Below are 21,899 nucleotides of genomic sequence, written 5' to 3' on the forward strand. Positions count from 1 at the left end.
GTAGAGGCTTTTATTTGCTGTTAGGCTGGCTAATAGCTACTTTCCTTTTTCCTTGTCTAATTAGCTAAAAACATACTGCATTGACACCATCATACTCAGGGATTCTTCATGCGCTACGCATTTTTCATTACCATTTTTGCGCTATTGCAGCTGTTTAGTTTTGGCGCAGCTCTAAGCGTGCAATGGTGGTTACAGCCTTGGCAGACAGCAAGTTTGCAAACTTCGGTATGGGTCATCATATTCATTATTACCAACGTTTTGCTGCTACTCAGTGTTAATAGAGCATTTGCCAATAGCTATCGCTGGATCAGTGGTTGGATGTTGGCCATGCACTTTATGCTATTGACAGCTTTAGTTACCAGCCTATTTTATGGTGGCTATTGGTTAATCACATCGCTAACTGGTGATGTACTCGCTACACCGGCTACCGTCGATTTTGGGTTGCGCATATTAGCATTGGCAGTATTTATCGGGTTGTTTGTTTATACCCTATATAGCGCTTATGCGCCTGTGGTACGTGAGTTATCTATTGATATTGATAAGCCTTTGGCCAAGCCGCTACGTATTGCGGTCGCTAGCGATTTGCATATCGGGAGATTGTTTGGCATTGGCGCGATAGATAGGCTGCATCATCTCATAATACAAAATGAAGCCGACATATTGCTGATGCCGGGCGATATCATGGATGACAATACACAGGCATTTACCAAATATAAAATGGCAGAAAACTTGGCTGAGTTATGCAAAAGTTTGCCGTATGGGGTTTATGCAACTTTAGGCAACCATGATTTATACGGGCACGAGCAGCCGATTGTCCAAGCGTTGCGTGCTGCTGGCGTGCAGTTGTTAAATGATGAAGTCATACGCCTCACGCACCAAGGGCAAGCACTTTGGCTGATGGGACGCTTTGATAACCATAAGCGTCAGCGTGTCCTTACGACTGAGCTGTTGGCGCAGGTCAATAGCGCTGAGCCATTGATATTGTTAGACCACAGACCAAGTGATATTACTGAGCACAGTCAAATGCCAATTGATTTACAAGTCTCAGGGCATACCCATAACGGTCAGATATTCCCCGCCAACTTCATTGTCAGTGCCATCAACCGCTTGGGCTATGGCTATGAGGTCATCAATAACAGTCACTTTGTGGTGTCATCTGGTTACGGCTTTTGGGGCATTCCGTTTCGACTAGGCTCGCGCTCAGAGATTTGGCTCATCACCCTCACTGGTCAGTAGGTTTTGTACAAAACAAGCAAACGACTTGATAATATAGTTTGTCTGATTGCCAAGACCTTGATGGACACTCATCAAGTTAATAAAACCGTGCGGTGCGCCTAGCACTGTATAGGTTTCTACCTTAACGCCTTCTTTTTGCAAAAGCTCAGCATAAGCCAGTCCTTCATCTCGCAAGATATCTAATTCCGCAACGACGACATAGCTTGGACACAGGTGCGCATTGTCACCGTGCATGACTGAGATAAGCGGGTGGGACTGCGCTAGACCACTGTGCTGAGTGTAGGCAGTATTAAAGACATTTGCATCGTTGTGATCGAGCAGCAAGCCTTCACCATAAAGCTCCCAACTCGGATATTCAGCCTCATAATCAGTGACAGGGTAGAGCGGCAATTGAGCTAAAGGTCGCGGCAAATCAGCCAGTGATTTTTTAAAGGTATTATTGGCTTTTTTAGCAGTCTCAGTAGCTTGATTGTTATCTTGCCATAACGCCTCGATAGGCTTGATAACCTGCTGCGCCACCAGTGCTGCCAAGCAACCACCTGCACTATCACCAGACAATACGATGCGCGATGGCAATGCACCAAGTGACTGAGAATGTTTAGTCAGCCAAGCATACGCCGACAGACAGTCTTTAAGGGCTGTTGGCGCTGGATATTCAGGGGCCATGCGGTAGTCGACGCTCACGACTGCCCAGCCAGTTTGGGCACAGACCGTATGACAAAACTCATGGTGCGTGTCGATATCACCAATACAAAACCCGCCCCCATGAAAAAACAGCATGGCGACTTCATCCGTACTTTTTCCCTCGTTATTCCGCTTCGACTGCTGGTAGCAGCGCACGGTCATGTCACCACCATCCGCATTAGCAATGGTCTTATCTTGCCAGCTGATGGCATTCTCTGAATTTCCTGAGGCATCCGCATTTTGTTGCCAGACGCTAGGCGCTTGTAACGACACCGCATCTGTACCAAATTTCTGCCGTAGTTTGGGTAGCTTATCCAATGCTAACGGGCGTTTGAGCTTATTACTGACAGCAAGTATCAGGCGCAGATGGGCGTCAGCAAGGGGATATTGCTCCGCTGTAGACGCTTTTAATTGGTGATTAACACGTTCGAGTAGCGGCGTTGGCAGATTATCCAACCCTTTTAGCGTATGGTGCAAAACATGATGCTGGTGCGCATTTTTAGCGGCCCCAGTTTTGACGGTCTTGATTGTTTTTGTCAATAAAGCATTGAGCGATGGCACTGGTAAAATAGGCATAAACCCTCTCTTGTAATCGATGTTTAAACAAAACTAGTCGGCTTTATAAGTGAACGATTAATATAGCAGCTAATCGCAAAGTTTATATTATTAGGGTCTGTTGAACATTCAAATATTAGGACTGCTGATCGCTAAAATCTTATCAAATTAGGCGTAAACCGACGATAGTGTCGAGACCTTAGCTAGGTTTACAACAACGTTTGGGGTGATTTTAGCATCAGCCCCAAGTATACAAGCAGGGGCAGGGCTATTTTTTGCCAATACATGGCGAAATTGTCTAACCTAGAATGACTAGGCGTCAAAAATTTCACTGCGTATTGTCTAAAAAATAGCCACTGCCAGTGCCACATTTGAATGTTCAACAGACCCTACATTCAAATCTATCTTAAAAGCTTGACGGTAAAGTGACGCATGGCTCGATGACAAAAACCTAATCATGTCTACCCGTTATTTATCGTAGCATTTATTACGTTATTGACAATAATCCTTATGCTCTGCAATGATTTATCTGGCTAAAGCGAAAAATTCCTCATATTAGGCTTGAAATTTATGGTCATCACCTTTATCAAGCAGCTATTGAAGCGCATTTAAAAAAGAATGAACAAAAACAGTTAGGCCATTAATAAAAGCACAATGATCAGCCCTTGGTCGGTTTGTTGTGCCTTAAAACCAACCATTATATTAATAATCCTAAGGAGCTACCATGAGCGAGCAGAATACGACCCAAGAATCTCTTGAGCAAAATGTGTCACATGACAATATTGACCACGATGAGAGCATTTTAGAAGAAACCTTGAAAGAGTTTGAGCCACAGAATAACTCAGGTGAAGAGATGACGATCGAAAATGACATCAATCTTGACACTTTTAAAGCCCGTATCGCTGAGCTAGAAGGCGAAGTAAAGCAAGCTAAAGAAGGCACCGCCCGTGCCAATGCTGAAGCTTACAACGCGCAAAAACGTATGGAACAAGAAGCGGATAAAAGCAAAAAATTCGCCCTACAGAAATTTGCCAAAGAGCTATTGGACATCGTTGATAATTTAGAGCGTGCCATGGAAAACGCTGATGCCAATGACCCAGTCGCTGAAGGCGTTCAATTAACGCACAAAGCGCTATTAGCACTGCTAACCAAAAATGGCGTAGAAGTCGTTGAACCTCAAGGTGAGAAATTCAACGCTGACTTTCATGAAGCGGTAGGCATTGATCCAGACGCCGAAGCAGATACTGTCGGTACGGTACTACAAAAAGGCTATAGCTTGAATGGTCGTCTGTTGCGCCCAGCGATGGTTCGTGTCGGTCAATAATATTTGAGCTGATATCGTCAGAAGCAGGAACGCTTTAAGTCATCGGTTTATTATATAAGTGGTGAACAATCAGTTTTTAACTGTGCTAAACCTCATTATTAGTAAGGGTTTTCACAAAAAGTCACACAAAAGACAGTTTTTGCGCGGTTTTTGACTTGAAAAAATTAATAAGCAAACCGATATATAGCAACAAGTGACCAACTATGGTCTGAACATATAAGTATTTATATTTAAAATAAATTAGGAGCATTTGATTATGGGTAAAGTAATTGGTATTGATTTAGGTACAACGAACTCATGTGTTGCAGTAATGGAAGGTGACAAAGTTAAAGTCATCGAAAATGCTGAAGGTACGCGTACCACACCATCGATCGTCGCTTATAAAGACGACGAAATTTTGGTTGGTCAGTCAGCCAAGCGCCAAGCTGTCACCAACCCAAACAACACCTTGTTTGCGATTAAGCGTCTGATCGGTCGTCGTTTTGATGACAAAGTCGTGCAAAAAGACATCGGCATGGTGCCTTACAAAATCGCTAAAGCAGACAATGGCGATGCATGGGTAGAAGTCAACGGTAAAAAACTAGCACCACCACAGGTTTCTGCTGAAATCTTGAAAAAAATGAAAAAAACAGCAGAAGATTATCTTGGTGAAAGCGTGACTGAAGCAGTCGTAACTGTACCTGCTTACTTCAATGACTCACAGCGTCAAGCCACTAAAGATGCGGGTAAAATCGCTGGTCTTGATGTAAAACGTATCATCAACGAGCCAACCGCTGCTGCACTTGCCTATGGCATGGACAAAAAGCAAGGCGATAGCACTGTTGCTGTATATGACTTGGGTGGTGGTACTTTTGACGTATCAATCATCGAAATCGCTGACGTTGATGGCGAGCAGCAGTTCGAAGTACTAGCAACCAACGGTGATACATTCCTTGGTGGCGAAGACTTTGACTCAGCATTGATCGACTTCTTAGTAGACGAGTTCAAAAAAGACCAAGACGTCAACCTAAAAGGTGACTCATTGGCAATGCAGCGTCTAAAAGAAGCGGCAGAAAAAGCGAAAATTGAACTATCAAGTGCCCAAAGCACCGAAGTAAACTTGCCGTATATCACTGCTGATAGCAGTGGTCCTAAGCATTTGGTTGTTACTATCAGCCGCTCAAAACTAGAAAGCTTAACGGAAGAACTAGTACAGCGTACTATGGGCCCTTGTAAAATTGCCCTTGAAGATGCTGGCATAAAAATCGGCGACATCGATGACGTTATCTTGGTTGGTGGTCAGACTCGTATGCCACTGGTACAGCAAAAAGTACAAGAATTCTTCGGTCAAGAGCCACGTAAAGATGTGAACCCTGACGAAGCAGTAGCAGCTGGTGCAGCCATTCAAGGCGCGGTATTGTCTGGTGAAAAAACGGACGTATTGCTACTTGATGTAACGCCATTGACCCTTGGTATCGAAACGATGGGCGGTGTCATGACGCCAGTTATCGAGAAAAACACCATGATTCCTACTAAGAAATCACAGGTATTCTCAACCGCTGAAGACAACCAGCCAGCAGTAACGATTCAGGTATATCAAGGTGAGCGCAAAATCGCTAACCAAAACAAACAGCTTGGTCGTTTTGATTTGACGGACATTCCACCAGCACCACGTGGTCTACCACAAATTGAAGTGTCTTTTGACATCAACGCTGACGGTATCATGAACATCTCAGCAACGGACAAAGGTACTGGTAAAGCACAAAGTATCCAGATCAAAGCGGATTCTGGTTTGTCGGACGAAGAAGTTGAACAAATGGTTCGTGATGCAGAAGCCAATGCTGCTGAAGATGAGAAATTCGCTAACCTAGCGCAAGTTCGCAACGAAGCAGATGGTCGCATCCATGCCGTACAAAAAGCGCTGAAAGAAGCAGCAGATAAAGTGACTGATGAAGAAAAATCAACAGTAGAAACGGCTATCACTGAGCTTGAAACAGCGGCTAAAGAAGATGACCATGATGACATCAAAGCCAAGCTTGAAGCATTAGACAATGCTTTCTTACCAATCAGCCAAAAAATCTACGCTGATGCAGGTGCTGGCGCTGAAGGTATGGATCCAAGCCAATTCCAAGAAGGCGCGGATGCTGCTGGTGGCAACCAAGCTGATGACGACGTGGTTGACGCTGAGTTCACTGAAGTAGACGAAGATAAGAAGTAGCACCAAATCCAAAAACGCGATTAGCTGCGTCAAACTTGCTTAGTCTACTCAATGTAGTACTTACGCTCGTTTTCCTTGCTACTCAAGTTTTTGAAAATGGTAGAGTCGATAAGCAGTTAAATTAAGAAACGCATCCTTCGGGGTGCGTTTTTTTATGGCTATAATTTCTGTTAGTAATATTAGGTATAGTCAGTGAAAAGTAATATCGATATATCCGCAATACCGTCGCATTTTTAGGATGTTTTGACTATATGGCTGATTTAGGGTTTAAACGCACTCACAGTCAGTACTTCATAAGTCAAATTAACGCAAGACTGGCCATCTTCGTTTTGTGCAGAAAAATGCTGCCAATAATCTGACTCAAACTGTTGTAAACGCGCTTTCGTCCATCTAAAAGGTGGCGTGTTCCTTGACGATACTTGCGTTTGACTGGTTGAGACACCTGTCAGTTTCATATGCTTCAACACAGCATAGGGACTGATAAATGGTAAGTCGAAACGCTCAATTGAAAGCTCGATATGCTCAAAGCCAGCATTCGTCAATGCTGACTGCCACTCAGTGATATCTGGGTAATTAAGGCCTTGACCTGTTAGCGCTTTAATTTGCAGAAAGTTATTGGACGTAAAGGTGCTGAAGAGTAGTTGACCTCCAGTCTGTAGACGGTGTGCTGATTGCGTGACAAAATTCAACGGATTATCAAACCACTGCACTGCATTGGCACTGACTATCAGGCTGTGTATTCCTTCCAAATCCATGGTTTCAGCATCGCCAATCACGATGTCAGCCGTTGGTAAAATTGATTGCAAGGTAGCCGCTTGTTCAGCGCACAATTCATTGATCAGCCAATGCTGGCTTCGGACATGTTCAGCCAGTAGTCGTGTCATTTGACCTGTGCCCGCACCAATTTCTAATACGCTGCTTTGTTTGGTATGAGCAATATTTTCTAGTAAATACTGACAGACTGTCTGCTGAATACTGGCATGCTGGTCATAGTCGCTGGCACTGGCAAAATGGCGAGCGATGGTTTGTTTTCTAGCGCTAAAACTATCAGGTGTAACGAGTATTTCCATAGGGTGTATTACATCCAAGTAAGTCCATTATCAGTCGATAGTAGGATTGACGTCTCGGTTAGATGACAGACTTATAATTGTTCTATCAACTGCTCACAGTCTTCGTTGGTTAGTTTGGCATTCATGACCAATCGTATACGAGCGGTGTTCGCAGGAACGGTAGGTGGTCTGATGGGCAATGCGTAAAACCCTGCGGCTTGTAACTGTTTTGCTTTGGCAAGCGCACACGCATTGTCGCCCAATATATAGGGGATAATAGGTGAATCATAGCTTATATTTTGAGCAGTTGGCGATGCGCGGTGTTGTTGGTCGATGGCTCGACTAAGCTTGATAGAGATCTGCGCCAGATGTGTGCGTTGGTGGGTCAAGTTTGGCATTTTTGCTAAAATAAAGCGAGTCCAAGCGTGATTGATCGGTGGCAATGCAGTACTAAAAATCAGCGGACGCATGGCGTTGATCAGCCATTGTTTGACGACCTCATCACACATGATATAAGCGCCAACTGACGCAAACGCTTTACCAAACGTCCCCACCAAATAATCAATATCAGCCAATGTGTGAGTTTCTTCCGCCAACCCCAATCCTGTGTCGCCTAACACGCCAATGGCATGAGCCTCGTCAACATATAGCTCAATGCGAGCATCTTTGGCTTTTAATTGTACCAGTTGAAGCAAGTCAGCACGGTCACCATCCATACTAAAAACACTCTCAGTCACAATAATAATGCGCTCAACCGTTTCATCTGCTTGCTCAATAAATCTGGCTAAATGCTCGTAATCATTGTGACGGTAACGACGGTAGGTGACCAGTTTGCTTTGGCTGAGACGCATCCCATCGATAATACTGGCATGCACCAGTTTGTCAGCCAAAATAAGCGTTTTGACTGGTAGCGCCGTCAGAGCTGGCAGGATACCAATATTGGCATGATAGCCACTATTGAATACCAGCACAGATTTTGGGGTAGATAGGCCTTGTTCACCTATGGCAGCTTGATACCACGCTTGCAACTCAGACTCTAGAGCTTGCAACTGGGTATCGTTGCCGGTGAGTAACCGCGAGGAAGTGGCACTCATCTTTGGTCGTTGTGCCACTGGTAACCGATCTATTTGCTTGAGAAACTCGCTTTGTAACTCTGTATCGCTACCCAAACCTAAATAGTCATTACTGGCGATATTCAGCAGTGTTTTACCTTGGCTCACCACATAACGTCCTTGATGTTCTAAGCTTGGTAAACTGCGGTATTGCTGCTGAGACTTCATATGCGTCAATGATTCTTGCAGTTGCACCACGATAGAACTTGTCATATTGATGTCTTCCTTTATCTTATTTTTGACTTTTTAGTGTTCATTGACTGCCTGATAAGTAGGAAGTATTGCACAAATCGGCTACTTGTAACAAAAAATTTCATATCTCGACCTTTGTAACCCATAGGCTGACAAACACTTGCAAATCTTAACTCTGATACTATCAAACACAGACAGACTGTATGAAATACTTTGTTACTATATATTCATCGTTAGCAAGCAGGGCGATGAGGCTTAGAAAGCCATTAAGAATAACTTGCTTGCCCATATAAGTTAAAGGAGCTAATAATGAAAACTCTACAAAAAACTCTATTTGCACTAGCAGCTGGTTCTTTACTAACGGTCAGTGCACAAGCAGCCGTCTCTTATGGTAACGGTTATACCGGTCAGCCATACGTTGGTGTTAAAGTCGGTCAATTCGATCTAGACGTCGATAATGCTGATGATCCAACGGCCTATGGTGTATACGGTGGCTATAACTTCGATCCTAACTTCGGTGTTGAAGCGGAATACGTCGGTTCAGATGATGCTGATTACAGAAACGGTGATCTCGATGCCAAGACTTATGGCGCTTACGGTACTTACCGTTATGCTTTCCCAAACACGGGACTATACGCTAAAGGCAAACTTGGTGTCGCCAAAACTGAAGTAGAAGGTGACTATACTGTTGGTCCGGTTAGAGTGTCAAACTCTACTAGTGACACAGGTATCGCTGGTGGTGTCGGTCTTGGATATTCAGTAAACCCTGACTTCGGTGTTGAGGCTGAATACTCAATGATGGACAGTGATGTCGATGCTAAGTTGTTAACCGTTGGTGCACATCTTAAGTTCTAAATCTCAGATAGATACATGATAAAAGCAAGAAATGGTCAGTCTACTGGTCGTTTCTTACCCCAATAATTCATATAAAAGCAATTAAAAAAAGACGATATTAGGAGAACACAATGAAAATTCTACAAAAAACATTACTTGCACTAGCCGCTGGTTCTTTAATAAGCATGGGTGCACAAGCAGCCGTTTCTTATGGCAACGGTTATACCGGTCAGCCATACGTTGGTGTTAAAGTCGGTCAATTCGATCTAGACGTCGATAATGCTGATGATCCAACAGCCTATGGTGTATACGGTGGCTATAACTTCGATCCTAACTTCGGTGTCGAAGCAGAATATGTCGGCTCAGACGATGCGGATTATCGAGGCGGTGATATCGATGCTAAAAGCTATGGCGCATACGGTACTTACCGTTACCAGTTCCCTAATACTGGCTTATACGCCAAAGGTAAATTAGGGGTCGCCAAAACTGAGATAGAAGGTGACTTCACCCGCAATATCGGCAACACTGAAGTCAGAACTGAGACTTATTCAGAAAGTGATACGAGTCTTGCTGGTGGTGTAGGCCTTGGTTATTCAGTGAATCCTAACTTCAGCGTTGAAGCTGAATACGACAAGCTAGGTAGCGATGCTGATCTTATGACGGTTGGTGCACAGCTAAAATTCTAAATGATTGCTAGTTAATTATAGAATAAGAAACGATCGCTTCGGCGGTCGTTTTTTTGTACGAAAAAAGCTACGGTTAAAGTCATTAAAAAAGAATGCATTAAAAATAATCTTCTGCTAGAATCTCGAATTCAACAATAGTTCAGCTAACTTATGTGCTCTGCTATGTCCACTCAGGCTACATTTTAGTTTTATTTAATAGGAAGACAGATGAATACTTTACAAAAAGCTTTGATCGCATTATCAGTTGGTTCTCTAATGAGTATTAGTGCGCAAGCAGCAGTTAACTACGCTGGGCAGCCATACGCTGGTGTAAAAGTGGGTCAGTACAGTCCAGATGATGTAGAAGATGATGCAGTATCATACGGTGTCTATGGTGGCTATAAATTCACTCCAGAATTTGGTGTGGAAGCTGAATATTTGACGACTAATGATGCAGATGCGTTTGATGACACCTTTGAAAAGTCAGAATATAGTGCTGATGTATATGGTCTCTATGCGACTTATGATTACAATTTTCCAAATACCGGTTTATACGCCAAAGGCCGCCTAGGTGTTGCGAAAAATGAAATTGATGTAGACTATACAGATAAAGTTATTGCTAGCAACAGTGAGAGCTTTAGCGTTTCTGATACAGGTGTCGCTGGTAGCTTAGGATTGGGCTATAACCTCACTCCTATGGCTTCTGTAGAAGCTATGTATAACATCTATCCTGAAGTGGATGATCTCGAGGTAAGTGGCGTTACTTTAGGTGCTCATGTAAAATTCTAAGTTAGCCTGACTGCAAAGAGATTAATAAAAAAACGATCACGGATGTGGTCGTTTTTTTTGGTTGAGGCATTTACAAATACTCATTAGGCTTTTGCCTCCACTCGGCAAAGTCAGCAGTATATTAATGATTTTTAAGACATTATTAACCTAAAAATGTGCTACATTGAAAGTTAGAATGACAAAGACAGGGAATATATCAATGATTGAGATGCTCTGGATGATTGAACCGTGGCATTGGCTGGTATTAGGCTTTGTGCTACTGATTGTCGAGATGTTTGTTCCGACATTTGCCAGCCTTTGGTTTGGTGCTGCTGCTATTATCGTCGCGGCACTGTCGTGGCTATTACCTATCTCGCTCGCCGTCCAAATTGTTATTTGGCTGGTACTTTCTGCGGTGTTTCTATTGGCATGGTTTAAATTTATCAAGCCTCTGTCAGTGGATCGTACCAAGGCAGGGCTAGGCGGTAGCGTCATTATCGGTGAGACTGGTATGATTATCGTACCGCCGCAGCCTGAAAGAGCGGGCATGGTACGGTTTAGTGTGCCTATCGTTGGTGCCGCTGAGTGGATGTGCCGAACGCAAGGAGAACAAGTGGCGGTCGGTGATCGGGTAATCGTGACAGATATCGTTGGTAATGAATTGGTCGTCAGTAGTATGAAATCGCAGGCAGCGATACATAAAAGTGTGCAAATATAATAATAGGGGTGAAATATGGAAAGTTTCAATATCGTAATGGTGGTCTTGATCGCGCTGGTGGTGTTTACCGTATTTAAAGGTGTTCGGATCGTACCGCAGGGGTATAAGTGGGTCGTGCAGCGTCTTGGTAAATATAGCCAAACACTAGAACCAGGGCTAAACCTTATTATTCCTTATGTTGACGATGTGTCTTACAAAGTGACGACCAAAGACATCGTGCTCGATATTCCTTCTCAAGAAGTCATCACGAGAGATAACGTGGTTATTATCGCGAACGCCGTCGCTTATATTAATATCGTTCGTCCTGATAAGGCGGTATATGGTATCGAAGATTATGAATACGGTATTCGTAATCTGGTACAAACATCGCTACGTTCAATCATCGGTGAGATGGATCTAGATAGCGCATTATCTAGCCGCGACGAGATCAAGGCCAAACTCAAGCATGCTATCTCAGAAGATATTTCTGATTGGGGTATCACGCTAAAAACAGTAGAAATTCAAGATATCAACCCGTCAGCGACCATGCAGACAGCGATGGAAGAGCAGGCCGCTGCTGAACGTCAACGCCGTGCAACAGTGACGCGTGCTGATGGTCAAAAGCAAGCCGCTATCTTAGAGGCAGATGGGCGTTTGGAAGCCTCACGTCGCGATGCAGAGGCACAGGTGGTGCTTGCCAAAGGGTCAGAAGAGTCTATTCGTTTGATTACCAATGCCATGGGTACTGAAGAGATGCCGATTGTTTACTTGCTGGGTGAGCAGTATATCAAGGCGATTCGTGAGCTGGCTGAGTCTGATAACTCAAAAATGGTGGTATTACCTGCTGATATCCTCAGTACAGTGAAAGGTATGGTGGGTGATAAACTGAAGGTTTAAGCAATGATGCTTTGATTACATGTACTTTGATCACATGTTCTTTGATCACATAGCTACAACTTATAAAAATAGCCAGTGAGTATGCGAAGCACTGGCTATTTTTTTGACTTAAATTTGATCATACTATTTTTGCTGGTTTTTCAAGCGCGAAACATGAAACATCTTTTCTCACATAATAAAAATACTGATACAAGGAAAAAAACAATGACCAAGCAAAATCCAAATATTGAAATAATCTCAATAGATAATTTCCCTCAAGGCAGCCCATTACCTTATACCGTGCTTGATGCGACACATATTAATGCCGCCTATCCTGAGCAAAAACTAGAGATTCGTGGTGGTGGCTACGGCTCAGACGCAGCAGCACATCCAACCAATGCCAATCAGTTTTATGTACTTACTGATCGAGGTCCCAATGCTGATTTTGATGGGATTGCGGGTAAAGGTAAACAGTTTTTAGTGCCGAATTATATACCGTCTATCGGGCTATTTGAGTTACATGAGGACGGCAAAATTATCAAGATAAAAGAGATAGTGCTAAAAGACAGCAATGGCAATCCTATCTCTGGGCTACCGAATCCAAAAGCATTGGGCGGGACCAATGAAGTGCCCTATGATATCGATGGTCAGCCGATGACTGTAAATCCTAACTTGCCTTTTGATAAAGTAAGCAATCCTATCAAGACTGATATCAATGGCTTAGACCCCGAAGGACTCGCTGCACTTACAGACGGAAGTTTTTGGATTAGTGATGAGTATGGTCCACATCTCGTCCACTATGACGCGGATGGGTTCGAGATTGAGCGTATTAACCCATTTGCTAGTGATGAGCGTAACAATGTGATGATTGATGGCACGTCAGTTTTATTGCCGATGGAGTTTACCAAGCGCCGTGCTAATCGTGGAATGGAAGCGTTAACGATTACGCCAAATCAAACCACGCTGGTAGGCATCATAGAATCGTCAATGGACAATCCTGATAAATCAGGGCGCGGTTCTAGCGTGACGCGAGTTATTACCATTAACCTAAAGTCTGGCCAGATCGCTCAATATTTATATCGTCTGGATGTAGCGGAGCATGTGGTGTCAGGGTTAGTCGCGCTCAGCGATCATGAATTTTATCTCATTGAACATGATCGTAAATTTCCACTCCAAGATGAGTCGGCAAAAAAATATATTTATAGAATTAACCTCTCTCAGGCAACAGACATAGAAACCATTAGTACTGCCAACCACCTAAAGGCGATTAAACAAGATGAGCATGTTGGTCTAACCGTCGAAGGAAAAACGCTCGAGCAGCTTATTGCAGCTGATGAAGATAACTGGCAGGTACTTAAAAATATCAAAATTATGCCTGTTAAGAAAACCCTGGTCGTCGATGTACTTGCTACTTTAGATTATCCACATGACAAGCTTGAAGGTCTGTGGCTACGCCAAGATGGCTCACTTGGGTTGCTAAACGATGATGATTTTTCTATCACAGATTCAGCGATGACAGATACGGACATAGTAGGGCGGGATAATAAAAAACCAAAAAGCACCGTTGAACACAAATATCTCGATAAAGAAAAAACGATCATAGATGCCAATAGGCTGTACATCGTCATGCCTATTGAGTAGTGATAGGTGACGGATGGTAAGCCACCGCATTTAGCAATAAAAAAGACCTCGCTTGAGGTCTTTTTTATTGCTAATAATTAACTCAAAAGCCAGTCTATAGTCAGTAAAAAGCAATATCTATACATGATGCACTGTTGATATAAATTTTCCTTGCTTGCTTGCTGTGCCTGCGCAGACAGAGGCTACAAAAAACTGATATCAGCAATACCGTCGTGTCTTTAGGATATTTTGACTATAGTCAGATAACTTTAGAAAAGCGATTTTGATGCTTCTTTGCCAAGTACTCGTCAAATACCATGGCGACGTTGCGACCGAGTAGGCGACCTTTTGGTAAGACCCGAATCCCAGCGGCATCCATATCGATGAGCTTGTCATCTTGCATCTCGCCCAATTGCTGAATCTCATCAATGAAGTAAGTAATCGCATCGACACCGAATTTCTGATTCACATCTTTAAAGTCGATATAGTCGTGGCAGAGTAGCTTCATAATCACATATTCACGTAAGCGATCTTTAATCGACGTTTTAATTACTTTTACTGCTGGCATGATAGTAAGGTTGTTTTTCGACGCAGCGATATTGGCCTGATACGCTTGTAAATCAGTATCATTCTGCAAAATGTAGCGGGTATTGGCATTGGCAATTTGACTGATAGAGGAGACACCAAAGCCTAGCAAGTCGCAGTCACCCATAATGGTGTAACCTTGGAAGTTACGATGCAGTTTGCCCTCGCGTTGCGCCACCGCTAGCTCGTCGTCAGGCTTGGCAAAGTGATCAATGCCAATGTATTGATAGCCAGCTTCGGTCAGTGTGTTGATGGTATTGCCGAGCATGGCAAGCTTAGCCGCTGGGTCTGGCAGGTCTGCTTCTTTTATTTGACGCTGGGCTTTAAAGCGTTCTGGCAAATGAGCGTAGTTAAATACCGACAGACGATCTGGTGACATCTCAATGATGCGGCGTACGGTTTTATCCAAGGTTGCAGGTGTTTGATGCGGCAGACCATAAATCAGGTCAATATTGATAGAACGGAAACCCAGCTCGCGTGCCTCAGTGAGCACATTCTCGATCATTTCTGCTGAATGCACACGATTGACAGCGATTTGTACTGTTTCGTCCAAGTCTTGCACACCTAAGCTGACGCGGTTAAAACCAAGATTGCGTAGCGTTTTTAATGTCTCGTCACCCAGCTCACGGGGATCAATCTCAATAGAGTAGTCGCCTTCACCTTCGGGTAAAAACTCAAACTGGGTCTGCAAAAAATCCCACAGCTGACCCATCTCTTCATCACTCAAAAACGTCGGCGTGCCTCCACCTAAATGGAGCTGCTTAACGAGTGGTTTGCTGCTGTCATCGGGTGCAGATAATAAACGGCGCTTGTGGCTAATTTCAGTGATTAAGTACTGCAAATAATCGCCTGAATCGCTATTTTTTTTGGTGATGATTTTATTGCAGGCACAGTAATAGCAGAGATGGCGACAGAATGGAATGTGGAAATAGAGCGATAATGGCGCACGGGCTTCGCGATTTTGGAGAATTTTTGTTTCAATGCCATCAGCGATTGGTGAGAACTCTAATGCCGTTGGATAAGAGGTATAGCGTGGCCCTGAACGATTGTATTTACTGATAATCGATTCATCAAATGTAGGTAGCTGCTTGGTCATAATACTGCCGCGCGTACTGGCGTAAGGGTTGTCCGGCTGCATGACAGGGCGTACCGTGGTGGGTTGCTCTCCTGCACGATTATAAGGCTGCTGGGTGTTTGTTTCAGAGTGTTCTGTCATGTGGCATTCCTTTTTGATGCTGTTTGCGCCTATTAAAGCAACCTTATCCACTAGTGATAATAGATAACGTATCAGCGTCTTTTAGCGATAGTAGTGACTTGGTTTGTAAAGGATAGTATAGCAAATCCTTGCTTATAATAGGGTGATTGGTAAGTTCTCTTAGCCTATGGATTTACTTTGTTTTAAAAATAGAAAAACCCCCAGAGTCTATCTGAGGGCTTTTGCTTTTATTAGGGTCTGTTGAACATTCAAATGTGGAACTGGCAGTGTCTATTTTTTAGACAATACGCAGTGAAATTTTTGACGCCTAGTCGTTCTAGGTTAGACAATTTCGCCATGTATTGGCAAAAATAGCTCTGCCCTGAAAGGCTGATGCTAAAATCACCCTAAACGTTGTTGTAAACCTAGCTAAGGTCTCGACATTATCGTCGGTTTACGCCTAGTTTGGGAAGATTTTAGCGATCAGCAGTCCTAATATTTGAATGTTCAACAGACCCTAAAATAACGAAGAATTTTATTCTCTTAACTCAGTTTTAGCACCAACTGCTTGTTTAGATACTTCACCAGCACTAAAAGGCAGACGTATCCAGTCTTTGTCTGCATAACGACGGGTTTGATCACGATGGAAAGGACGTGTGGTATCACCAGCTTGCGAGAAAGCTAACAGCGCTTCCACGACCGGACCTTTGCTATCAAACGTTACCGATTGCATATAAGTTGGACCATTGGTAATTGGACCATAAGTGCCATCGCTGTTTTGACCTGAGCTGGCGACGTTGAAGATGCCTTCACCACCGAAGCCACCATGCATAGGGATTTTTTCACCGTTTTTGTCCGCATCAATAACGAATTGTAAGCTACCTAACGGTGCGTCAAGCGCAATATTTTTACTATTGTAATAGCTAATAGAGTCGCCCAAAGCTTTACGTGTTTTATCATTGATGATTAAGTCACGAGGCGTGTTAACAGGGTCAGCCTTATCGAAGGGAACACTAAATCCTGCATAACTACTAAACCCAAAATTGGTCCAGAATTTTCTAAAGACATGAGCACCTTTACTATCAAGATTGTTACGACGATCCCAATTACTCAAGACAGTACAAGCTTGAGTGGCATCGATAGTCCCACCGTCAGTCAAAGGTAATGTCGGATTAGCTTGGCAATCTGCCAAAACATCATCAAGCACTAATTCAGCGCCATAACTGCGATTTCCGTAGACGACTTGTTGCATATTATCAAGATTAAAGGTATTTCCGCCTAAACCATCTTTATTGCTTAATCGATCAAATATTTGAGTAAAGGCCATACGAGTACGTGGAGATAATGGCGCGGCATCTTCAGAAAGCGGTAACAAGCCACGTCTCAATAACGGTGAAAACCCTGTCAACGGCTGTTCTGCATTACTAAACCAATAAGAGTCATTCGAGTTTAGCGCATAATCATCACGAATTAAGAATGGTAAGTTTGAACCGCCAAAAATACCAGCTTGTGGTGAGTCGGCATCATTGCCCCATTCACAGGCAGCTTTACTGCCATCTAGTGCGGGCAAGTCAGATGCAATCAGAGCATTCAGGAAAATCCCCGCATTAGTACCACAACTTTCTAGCTTTTCTTTAGTGACATTAGGCACGGTCGAGATATCAGCATAGAGCGCCTTGCCATTACGATCGGTGGCGATGGTATTAACAAAGCCTAGGCCTAAAATAGTCTGCATTCTATCGACGAGATCCTCAACGCTAGTGGCCATGTTCATACTACGCCACTGATTAAGTGCTCTTGGATTTTCAGAGGCAGCATCACGAATCGTATAAGCCAGATTGTTCGCACCCCACGTTGGCAAACGACCATCGAGCAAGTTAGCCGCGAGCATAGGCCCATATTGAGACAAATAGATAGGTTGAACCAACGTTTGATTGTCTGGCAATTGAACCGTCACATCGACTTTTTCGATATCACGTTCCTCAACCACACCCGCGCTATTTGTGTATTTGTATTTCAAAGGGTTGCCATCTACTAGATTAAGCTGGTAAAGCGTAAAGCGTTTGGCAGTTGATACGGTATGACTCCAAGCCACGTCTTTATTGAAGCCAATATTGATAAAAGGTTGACCTTGTTGGGCGGCGCCCATCACGTCAAGCTCGCCTGGTATGGTTGTATGAAACTCATAAAAACGCTGGACACCGTTCCATGGCTCATGTGGGTTGCCATATAGGACACCACTATCTGTCCCTGTCACCTCACTACCAAAGGCATAAGCGTTACTACCGCCATTCAGTACATTGATAGTCGTCATGTCAAACTCTTCATCTGACTCTACTGTAGGCTCGACGCTACTCATTCTAGAGCTACCTTGAATGCCAGTAGTTGTAGGAGGAGCTGCCGCTACGATACGGCTGACAAAGTTAGAGAGCCCACCGCGTAGATTGGCTTTACCATAAACTGTCAGTAGGTCATCAATAGTAATCTCTCGAACCCACTCAGCGTTAGCACAAGCAGGATCAATATTCGCCACACCTTTATCTCGCAGATAACGGCTAAAGCCTGCTGCATAGCCTGTGACCGCATCGATAGTTTCAGGATCTTGAGCCGCTAAGAATTCAGCTTTTCTCTCTGGAGAGTTGTACCAAGTATAAAATACATCGCTATCAACATTACCTTCATCGCCTAGATACAGCATGCTCTGACCGCTAGCGACCACAACTTCTTTCGCTAGTGAGCAGAAGTTATCTTCCGCAAAAGCATAGCCGACACCATAGCCCAGCCCTTTATAATCCTTTGCGGTAATATGAGGTATACCAAACTCGGTACGTTGAATGTCAGCTTCATACGTCGATGCAGGGGTATCAGTATCGTCATCGTTAAAGCTATTATCACTATCAGAACAGCCGAATAATGCTAAAGAAACAGCCATTGTGAGTAGGGTGAGCGTGGGCACTCGCCGATTTTTAATCAATATATTCATTGTATTTACCATCCATGGTTAATTTTTACGATTTAAAGCACTGATAATCCTTTTATCTGTCGTGCTCTAAATAGTCAATAAATTACTATTGTTGCTTTCAGTGTACAAATACTCACCAATCATATACCTAAAAGAAATAACTTTACCAGTAATTTAATAAAATTATTTTTCTTATAAAAATAGAAGTTAGAAGCGCTTTTTATTCTTTAAAATCATAGCTCGGCATTCAAAAAACCCATAGATAATGGTTCGTTAAAATGTCGAGAAAGTAAGGTTTAACAGTAGCCAAACCATTTTTATTATAAAATACACGACATTTGCGCACTGATACATAATACTTTATGATCAAAAGCTCCCTTTATTAGGAAATGCTGATGTCGTTTGCTCAAGTCTATACCCGTTCAGTCGTCGGTTTGCATGCACCCAAGGTCATTATTGAGGTGCATTTATCGCAAGGCTTGCCAGCATTGACCATCGTCGGTCTACCAGAAGCCGCTGTGCGCGAGAGTAAAGATAGAGTGCGCTCAGCCATTCTAAATTCCGGCTTTCAGTTTCCCAATCGTCGCCTGACGATTAATTTAGCGCCAGCAGATTTGCCAAAAGATGGTGCGAGGCTGGATTTGCCTATTGCCATTGGCATCTTGGCAGCCAGCGATCAGTTGGATCCAGAAGTACTATCAGGGTTTGAATTTATCGGTGAGTTAGCGCTCAATGGGAATTTACGGCAAGTCACTGGCAGCTTGGCAGTAGCACGAGCGATAAAGGCGGAAGTGTTGGCGTCCAAAGTCTTACAGACAGCAGATAATGATGAACTGGAATTGACGGAGCAGGGTCAAGAGCCACAAACGCCGCAGTTAATCGTCCCGATCGATAATGGTGCCGAGGCTAGCCGTGTCGAGGGTGTAGAGATATTGGCGGCGGATAGTCTAAAAGCCGTTTGCGATCATTTGCAATCTTTGACCAATCCAAATGCCACTTACGAGCGCTTAGAGATTGTACCGCCCGCTGCGATAGAAAAACACACCGGTTATAAAGTGGACTTGGCTGATGTCAAAGGCCAACATCATGCTAGGCGTGCGCTAGAGATTGCCGCCGCTGGTGGTCATTCGCTGTTGTTTACAGGCCCTCCCGGCTCGGGTAAGACACTGATAGCTTCGCGGCTACCGACTATCTTGCCAGATTTGAGTGCTGAGGATGCGTTAGAAGTTGCCAGTACTTATTCAGTGGCAGACAGTGATTATGATTATGGGACAAGGCCATTTCGGCAAGTTCATCACACCATATCAGCGGTGGCTTTGGTCGGTGGTGGCTCACGTCCCAAACCGGGCGAGATTACCCTTGCCAATAAAGGCGTGTTATTCCTTGATGAATTGCCGGAGTTTGATCGTACGGTGTTAGAGGTACTGCGCCAACCATTAGAGGCGAAGCAAATTACCATTAGCCGTGCCAATTCACAGATGACCTTCCCAGCCAACTTTCAACTGGTGGCAGCCATGAACCCGTGTCCGTGTGGCTATGATGGTGACGGCTCGGCAAGATGTCGTTGTCGTCCCGAGCAGATTAAGCGCTATCAAGATAAGCTGTCGGGCCCACTGCTTGATCGCATTGATTTGCATATTACCGTGCCCGCGTTACCGATTGCCGACTTGCAAAATGCTCAAGCTGGTGAAACCTCCGAGCAAGTGCGGATTCGGGTCGCTGCCGCGCACAAGCATCAATTAAAACGGCAAAAAAAGGTCAATAACGAGCTTAGCCCTAGCGAGATTGATAAGTATATTCAGCTAGGAGAGGGCGAACAACAACTATTACAACTTGCTCAGCAACGTCTGAATCTATCGGCACGCGGTTATCATCGAGTCTTGCGCGTTGCTCGTACCATCGCAGACCTTGCCGACAGTGTCGATATCACGAGTGCCCATGTGTCAGAGGCATTGAGCTATCGAAGTAAGTAGCTGGCGTGATGTTCAGTTATTTGTCATTTATCCTTATAAAAGATAATCAACCAAGGCGGCAAAGTCATCAAATGCTTCGGTAGGATTCAGTTCACGAATGTCTTGCCCGTAGTTATAACCATAGGACAGACCAAGGGTGTCCATATTGGCGTTTTGTCCGGCTAAGATATCGTTTCTAGAATCACCAATCATGATTGCTTGCGTTGGGTTAATGCTCAAAGCATTGCAGACATGCAGTAGCGGCGCGGGGTCTGGTTTCTTAACAGCTAGACTATCACCGCCCAGCACTTCGGCAAACAAGTCCTGCCAGCCAAAGGATTGTAATATCTTCGGTACAAAACGAATGGGTTTATTGGTCACTAACGCTAATATATAGCCTGCTGCTTGTAGCTTTTTTAGTCCGCTATCGACATCTGGGTAGGCGACGGTTTTGCTACCGCTAATATTGTTGTAAGCCTCAAAAAACACCTGCTCGGCATGATCAGCTTCTTCGATCGTCAGCTCGCCTTCTAATACCTCTACCTTACCCACCAACGCGCGCTCGACCAGCATTCTGGAGCCGTTGCCGACCCAATTACGTATGCTGTCAATAGGATAGGTCTCTTTGCCAAGCGTGGTCAGCATCGCATTGGTCGCATCAGCCAAATCTGGCACGCTATCGATCAGTGTGCCATCAAAATCAAAAATTAAAAGTTGCTTATCCATTGTTCCTCACTATTGGAAGTCGTTATATTTATTATGTTTGGTATATCGTGCCATACCTTAGCACAGTAGTGTTTTGAGACCAGTCAATTTAGTGTTCTACTGTTCTTAATATCATAAACATCAGCAGTCACTCGATATCTTTGTAACGTTCACGATGCTCTTTTTTCATTTTTAGATAATCTTTGTTCTCGCGGCACTCATCCCATTTTTGTTTAAAAATACGGGCTGACTCTGCTTTGATTGGGTCTTCCTCTTGTCGTGGTAACTCTGCGCGACCATGTGCACCGCTTTGGCCTTTTTTATCATCGGGCACTGGCCCTTTATACTTCTTGCCGCCTTTGTGATTGGCATAGCGACGGGCGCGGGTATAACCCATTTGAATAAATTTGCGCGCCATATCCGCACCGACAAAGTCATCAGCTGCCAGATAATCTAAAAACATCTGATAAATAGCCTCGCTACTTTCAGTCGCAATATCAGGCGTGGCAAAGCGCCAGTGCGGCAGTATCTCAGACTTATAAGGCTCTACCAATAATACGCCTTGCTCACCGCGACCGACGCGATACAGCTCAGGCTGCGCGCGCAAGTCTAAGTTTTTATAATCCAAATCATAATCAAACTCTCTCATCACTTATCCCTATTAGCATTTATCTGTCTTATTTATCATTAA

The 21,899-nt window shown here is 43.9% G+C and carries 17 protein-coding genes; 10 read left to right on the forward strand and 7 right to left on the reverse strand.

The features are described 5' to 3' along the window. The first annotated feature begins 108 nt into the window (after positions 1 to 108). The gene (locus tag RH96_RS03200; protein ID WP_010197203.1) at positions 109 to 1,236 is read left to right on the forward strand and encodes a metallophosphoesterase; all 1,128 of its coding nucleotides are present in this window, start codon (positions 109 to 111) and stop codon (positions 1,234 to 1,236) included. Here the strand turns inward: RH96_RS03200 and RH96_RS03205 are convergent. Further along, a complete protein-coding gene (locus tag RH96_RS03205) occupies positions 1,201 to 2,496 on the reverse strand; it encodes an alpha/beta hydrolase (protein WP_010197206.1) in 1,296 nt (431 codons plus the stop codon). The two genes, RH96_RS03200 and RH96_RS03205, sit on opposite strands and share 36 nt — an antisense overlap. Positions 2,497 to 3,199: 703 nt before the next feature. Here RH96_RS03205 and grpE point away from each other — a divergent pair. Further along, positions 3,200 to 3,799: a nucleotide exchange factor GrpE gene (gene grpE, locus RH96_RS03210; protein ID WP_010197209.1), complete on the forward strand. Its 600-nt coding sequence runs from the start codon at positions 3,200 to 3,202 to the stop codon at positions 3,797 to 3,799. Between the two features lie 256 nt (positions 3,800 to 4,055). Beyond that, positions 4,056 to 5,996, forward strand: a complete 1,941-nt coding sequence (gene dnaK, locus RH96_RS03215; protein ID WP_010197217.1) for a molecular chaperone DnaK — start codon at positions 4,056 to 4,058, stop codon at positions 5,994 to 5,996. A 260-nt stretch (positions 5,997 to 6,256) separates the two neighbouring features. Here dnaK and RH96_RS03220 read toward each other — a convergent pair whose 3' ends face one another. Next, positions 6,257 to 7,066, reverse strand: a complete 810-nt coding sequence (locus RH96_RS03220) for a methyltransferase domain-containing protein (RefSeq protein ID WP_010197221.1) — start codon at positions 7,064 to 7,066, stop codon at positions 6,257 to 6,259. Between the two features lie 71 nt (positions 7,067 to 7,137). Then, a complete protein-coding gene (locus tag RH96_RS03225) occupies positions 7,138 to 8,370 on the reverse strand; it encodes an 8-amino-7-oxononanoate synthase (RefSeq protein WP_010197223.1) in 1,233 nt (410 codons plus the stop codon). A gap of 288 nt (positions 8,371 to 8,658) precedes the next feature. Between RH96_RS03225 and RH96_RS03230 the strand changes: the two genes are divergently transcribed. The 6 genes from RH96_RS03230 to RH96_RS03255 all read left to right on the forward strand — a co-directional run bounded on the left by RH96_RS03230 (position 8,659) and on the right by RH96_RS03255 (position 13,830). Continuing rightward, on the forward strand, positions 8,659 to 9,204 hold the full coding sequence (locus RH96_RS03230) for a porin family protein (RefSeq protein WP_010197225.1): 546 nt from the start codon (positions 8,659 to 8,661) through the stop codon (positions 9,202 to 9,204). A 110-nt stretch (positions 9,205 to 9,314) separates the two neighbouring features. Then, a complete protein-coding gene (locus RH96_RS03235) occupies positions 9,315 to 9,869 on the forward strand; it encodes a porin family protein (protein ID WP_010197227.1) in 555 nt (184 codons plus the stop codon). 207 nt (positions 9,870 to 10,076) lie between these two features. Continuing rightward, positions 10,077 to 10,637 carry a porin family protein gene (locus RH96_RS03240; protein ID WP_010197230.1) on the forward strand — a complete coding sequence of 187 codons (561 nt, stop codon included), beginning with the start codon at positions 10,077 to 10,079 and terminating at the stop codon, positions 10,635 to 10,637. Positions 10,638 to 10,836: 199 nt separating this feature from the next. After that, positions 10,837 to 11,334 (forward strand): NfeD family protein, encoded by a 498-nt coding sequence (locus tag RH96_RS03245; protein ID WP_010197232.1) that lies wholly within the window; start codon positions 10,837 to 10,839, stop codon positions 11,332 to 11,334. 15 nt (positions 11,335 to 11,349) lie between these two features. Next, positions 11,350 to 12,210, forward strand: a complete 861-nt coding sequence (locus RH96_RS03250) for an SPFH domain-containing protein (protein WP_010197234.1) — start codon at positions 11,350 to 11,352, stop codon at positions 12,208 to 12,210. Between the two features lie 204 nt (positions 12,211 to 12,414). Next, positions 12,415 to 13,830, forward strand: coding sequence for an esterase-like activity of phytase family protein (locus RH96_RS03255; RefSeq protein WP_010197237.1), 1,416 nt, complete (start codon positions 12,415 to 12,417; stop codon positions 13,828 to 13,830). A 238-nt stretch (positions 13,831 to 14,068) separates the two neighbouring features. On the opposite strand, the gene hemN is transcribed toward RH96_RS03255, so the two are convergent. Together hemN and RH96_RS03265 are read right to left on the reverse strand one after the other, a co-directional pair. Beyond that, the gene (gene hemN / locus RH96_RS03260) at positions 14,069 to 15,610 is read right to left on the reverse strand and encodes an oxygen-independent coproporphyrinogen III oxidase (protein WP_010197240.1); all 1,542 of its coding nucleotides are present in this window, start codon (positions 15,608 to 15,610) and stop codon (positions 14,069 to 14,071) included. 514 nt (positions 15,611 to 16,124) lie between these two features. Next, entirely contained in the window at positions 16,125 to 18,572 is a 2,448-nt protein-coding gene (locus tag RH96_RS03265) for a penicillin acylase family protein (RefSeq protein WP_010197242.1), read from the reverse strand. 374 nt (positions 18,573 to 18,946) lie between these two features. On the opposite strand from RH96_RS03265, the gene RH96_RS03270 reads away from it, so the two are divergent. Further along, positions 18,947 to 20,524: a YifB family Mg chelatase-like AAA ATPase gene (locus RH96_RS03270; RefSeq protein WP_010197256.1), complete on the forward strand. Its 1,578-nt coding sequence runs from the start codon at positions 18,947 to 18,949 to the stop codon at positions 20,522 to 20,524. A 33-nt stretch (positions 20,525 to 20,557) separates the two neighbouring features. On the opposite strand, the gene RH96_RS03275 is transcribed toward RH96_RS03270, so the two are convergent. Both RH96_RS03275 and RH96_RS03280 read right to left on the reverse strand, forming a co-directional pair. After that, the gene (locus RH96_RS03275) at positions 20,558 to 21,229 is read right to left on the reverse strand and encodes a phosphoglycolate phosphatase (RefSeq protein WP_010197259.1); all 672 of its coding nucleotides are present in this window, start codon (positions 21,227 to 21,229) and stop codon (positions 20,558 to 20,560) included. Between the two features lie 127 nt (positions 21,230 to 21,356). Then, a complete protein-coding gene (locus tag RH96_RS03280; protein WP_010197261.1) occupies positions 21,357 to 21,857 on the reverse strand; it encodes a DUF4385 domain-containing protein in 501 nt (166 codons plus the stop codon). Positions 21,858 to 21,899: the final 42 nt, after the last annotated feature.

The sequence above is a fragment of the Psychrobacter sp. PAMC 21119 genome, assembly GCF_000247495.1.
In the GTDB taxonomy this organism is placed as follows: Bacteria; Pseudomonadota; Gammaproteobacteria; order Pseudomonadales; family Moraxellaceae; genus Psychrobacter; species Psychrobacter glaciei.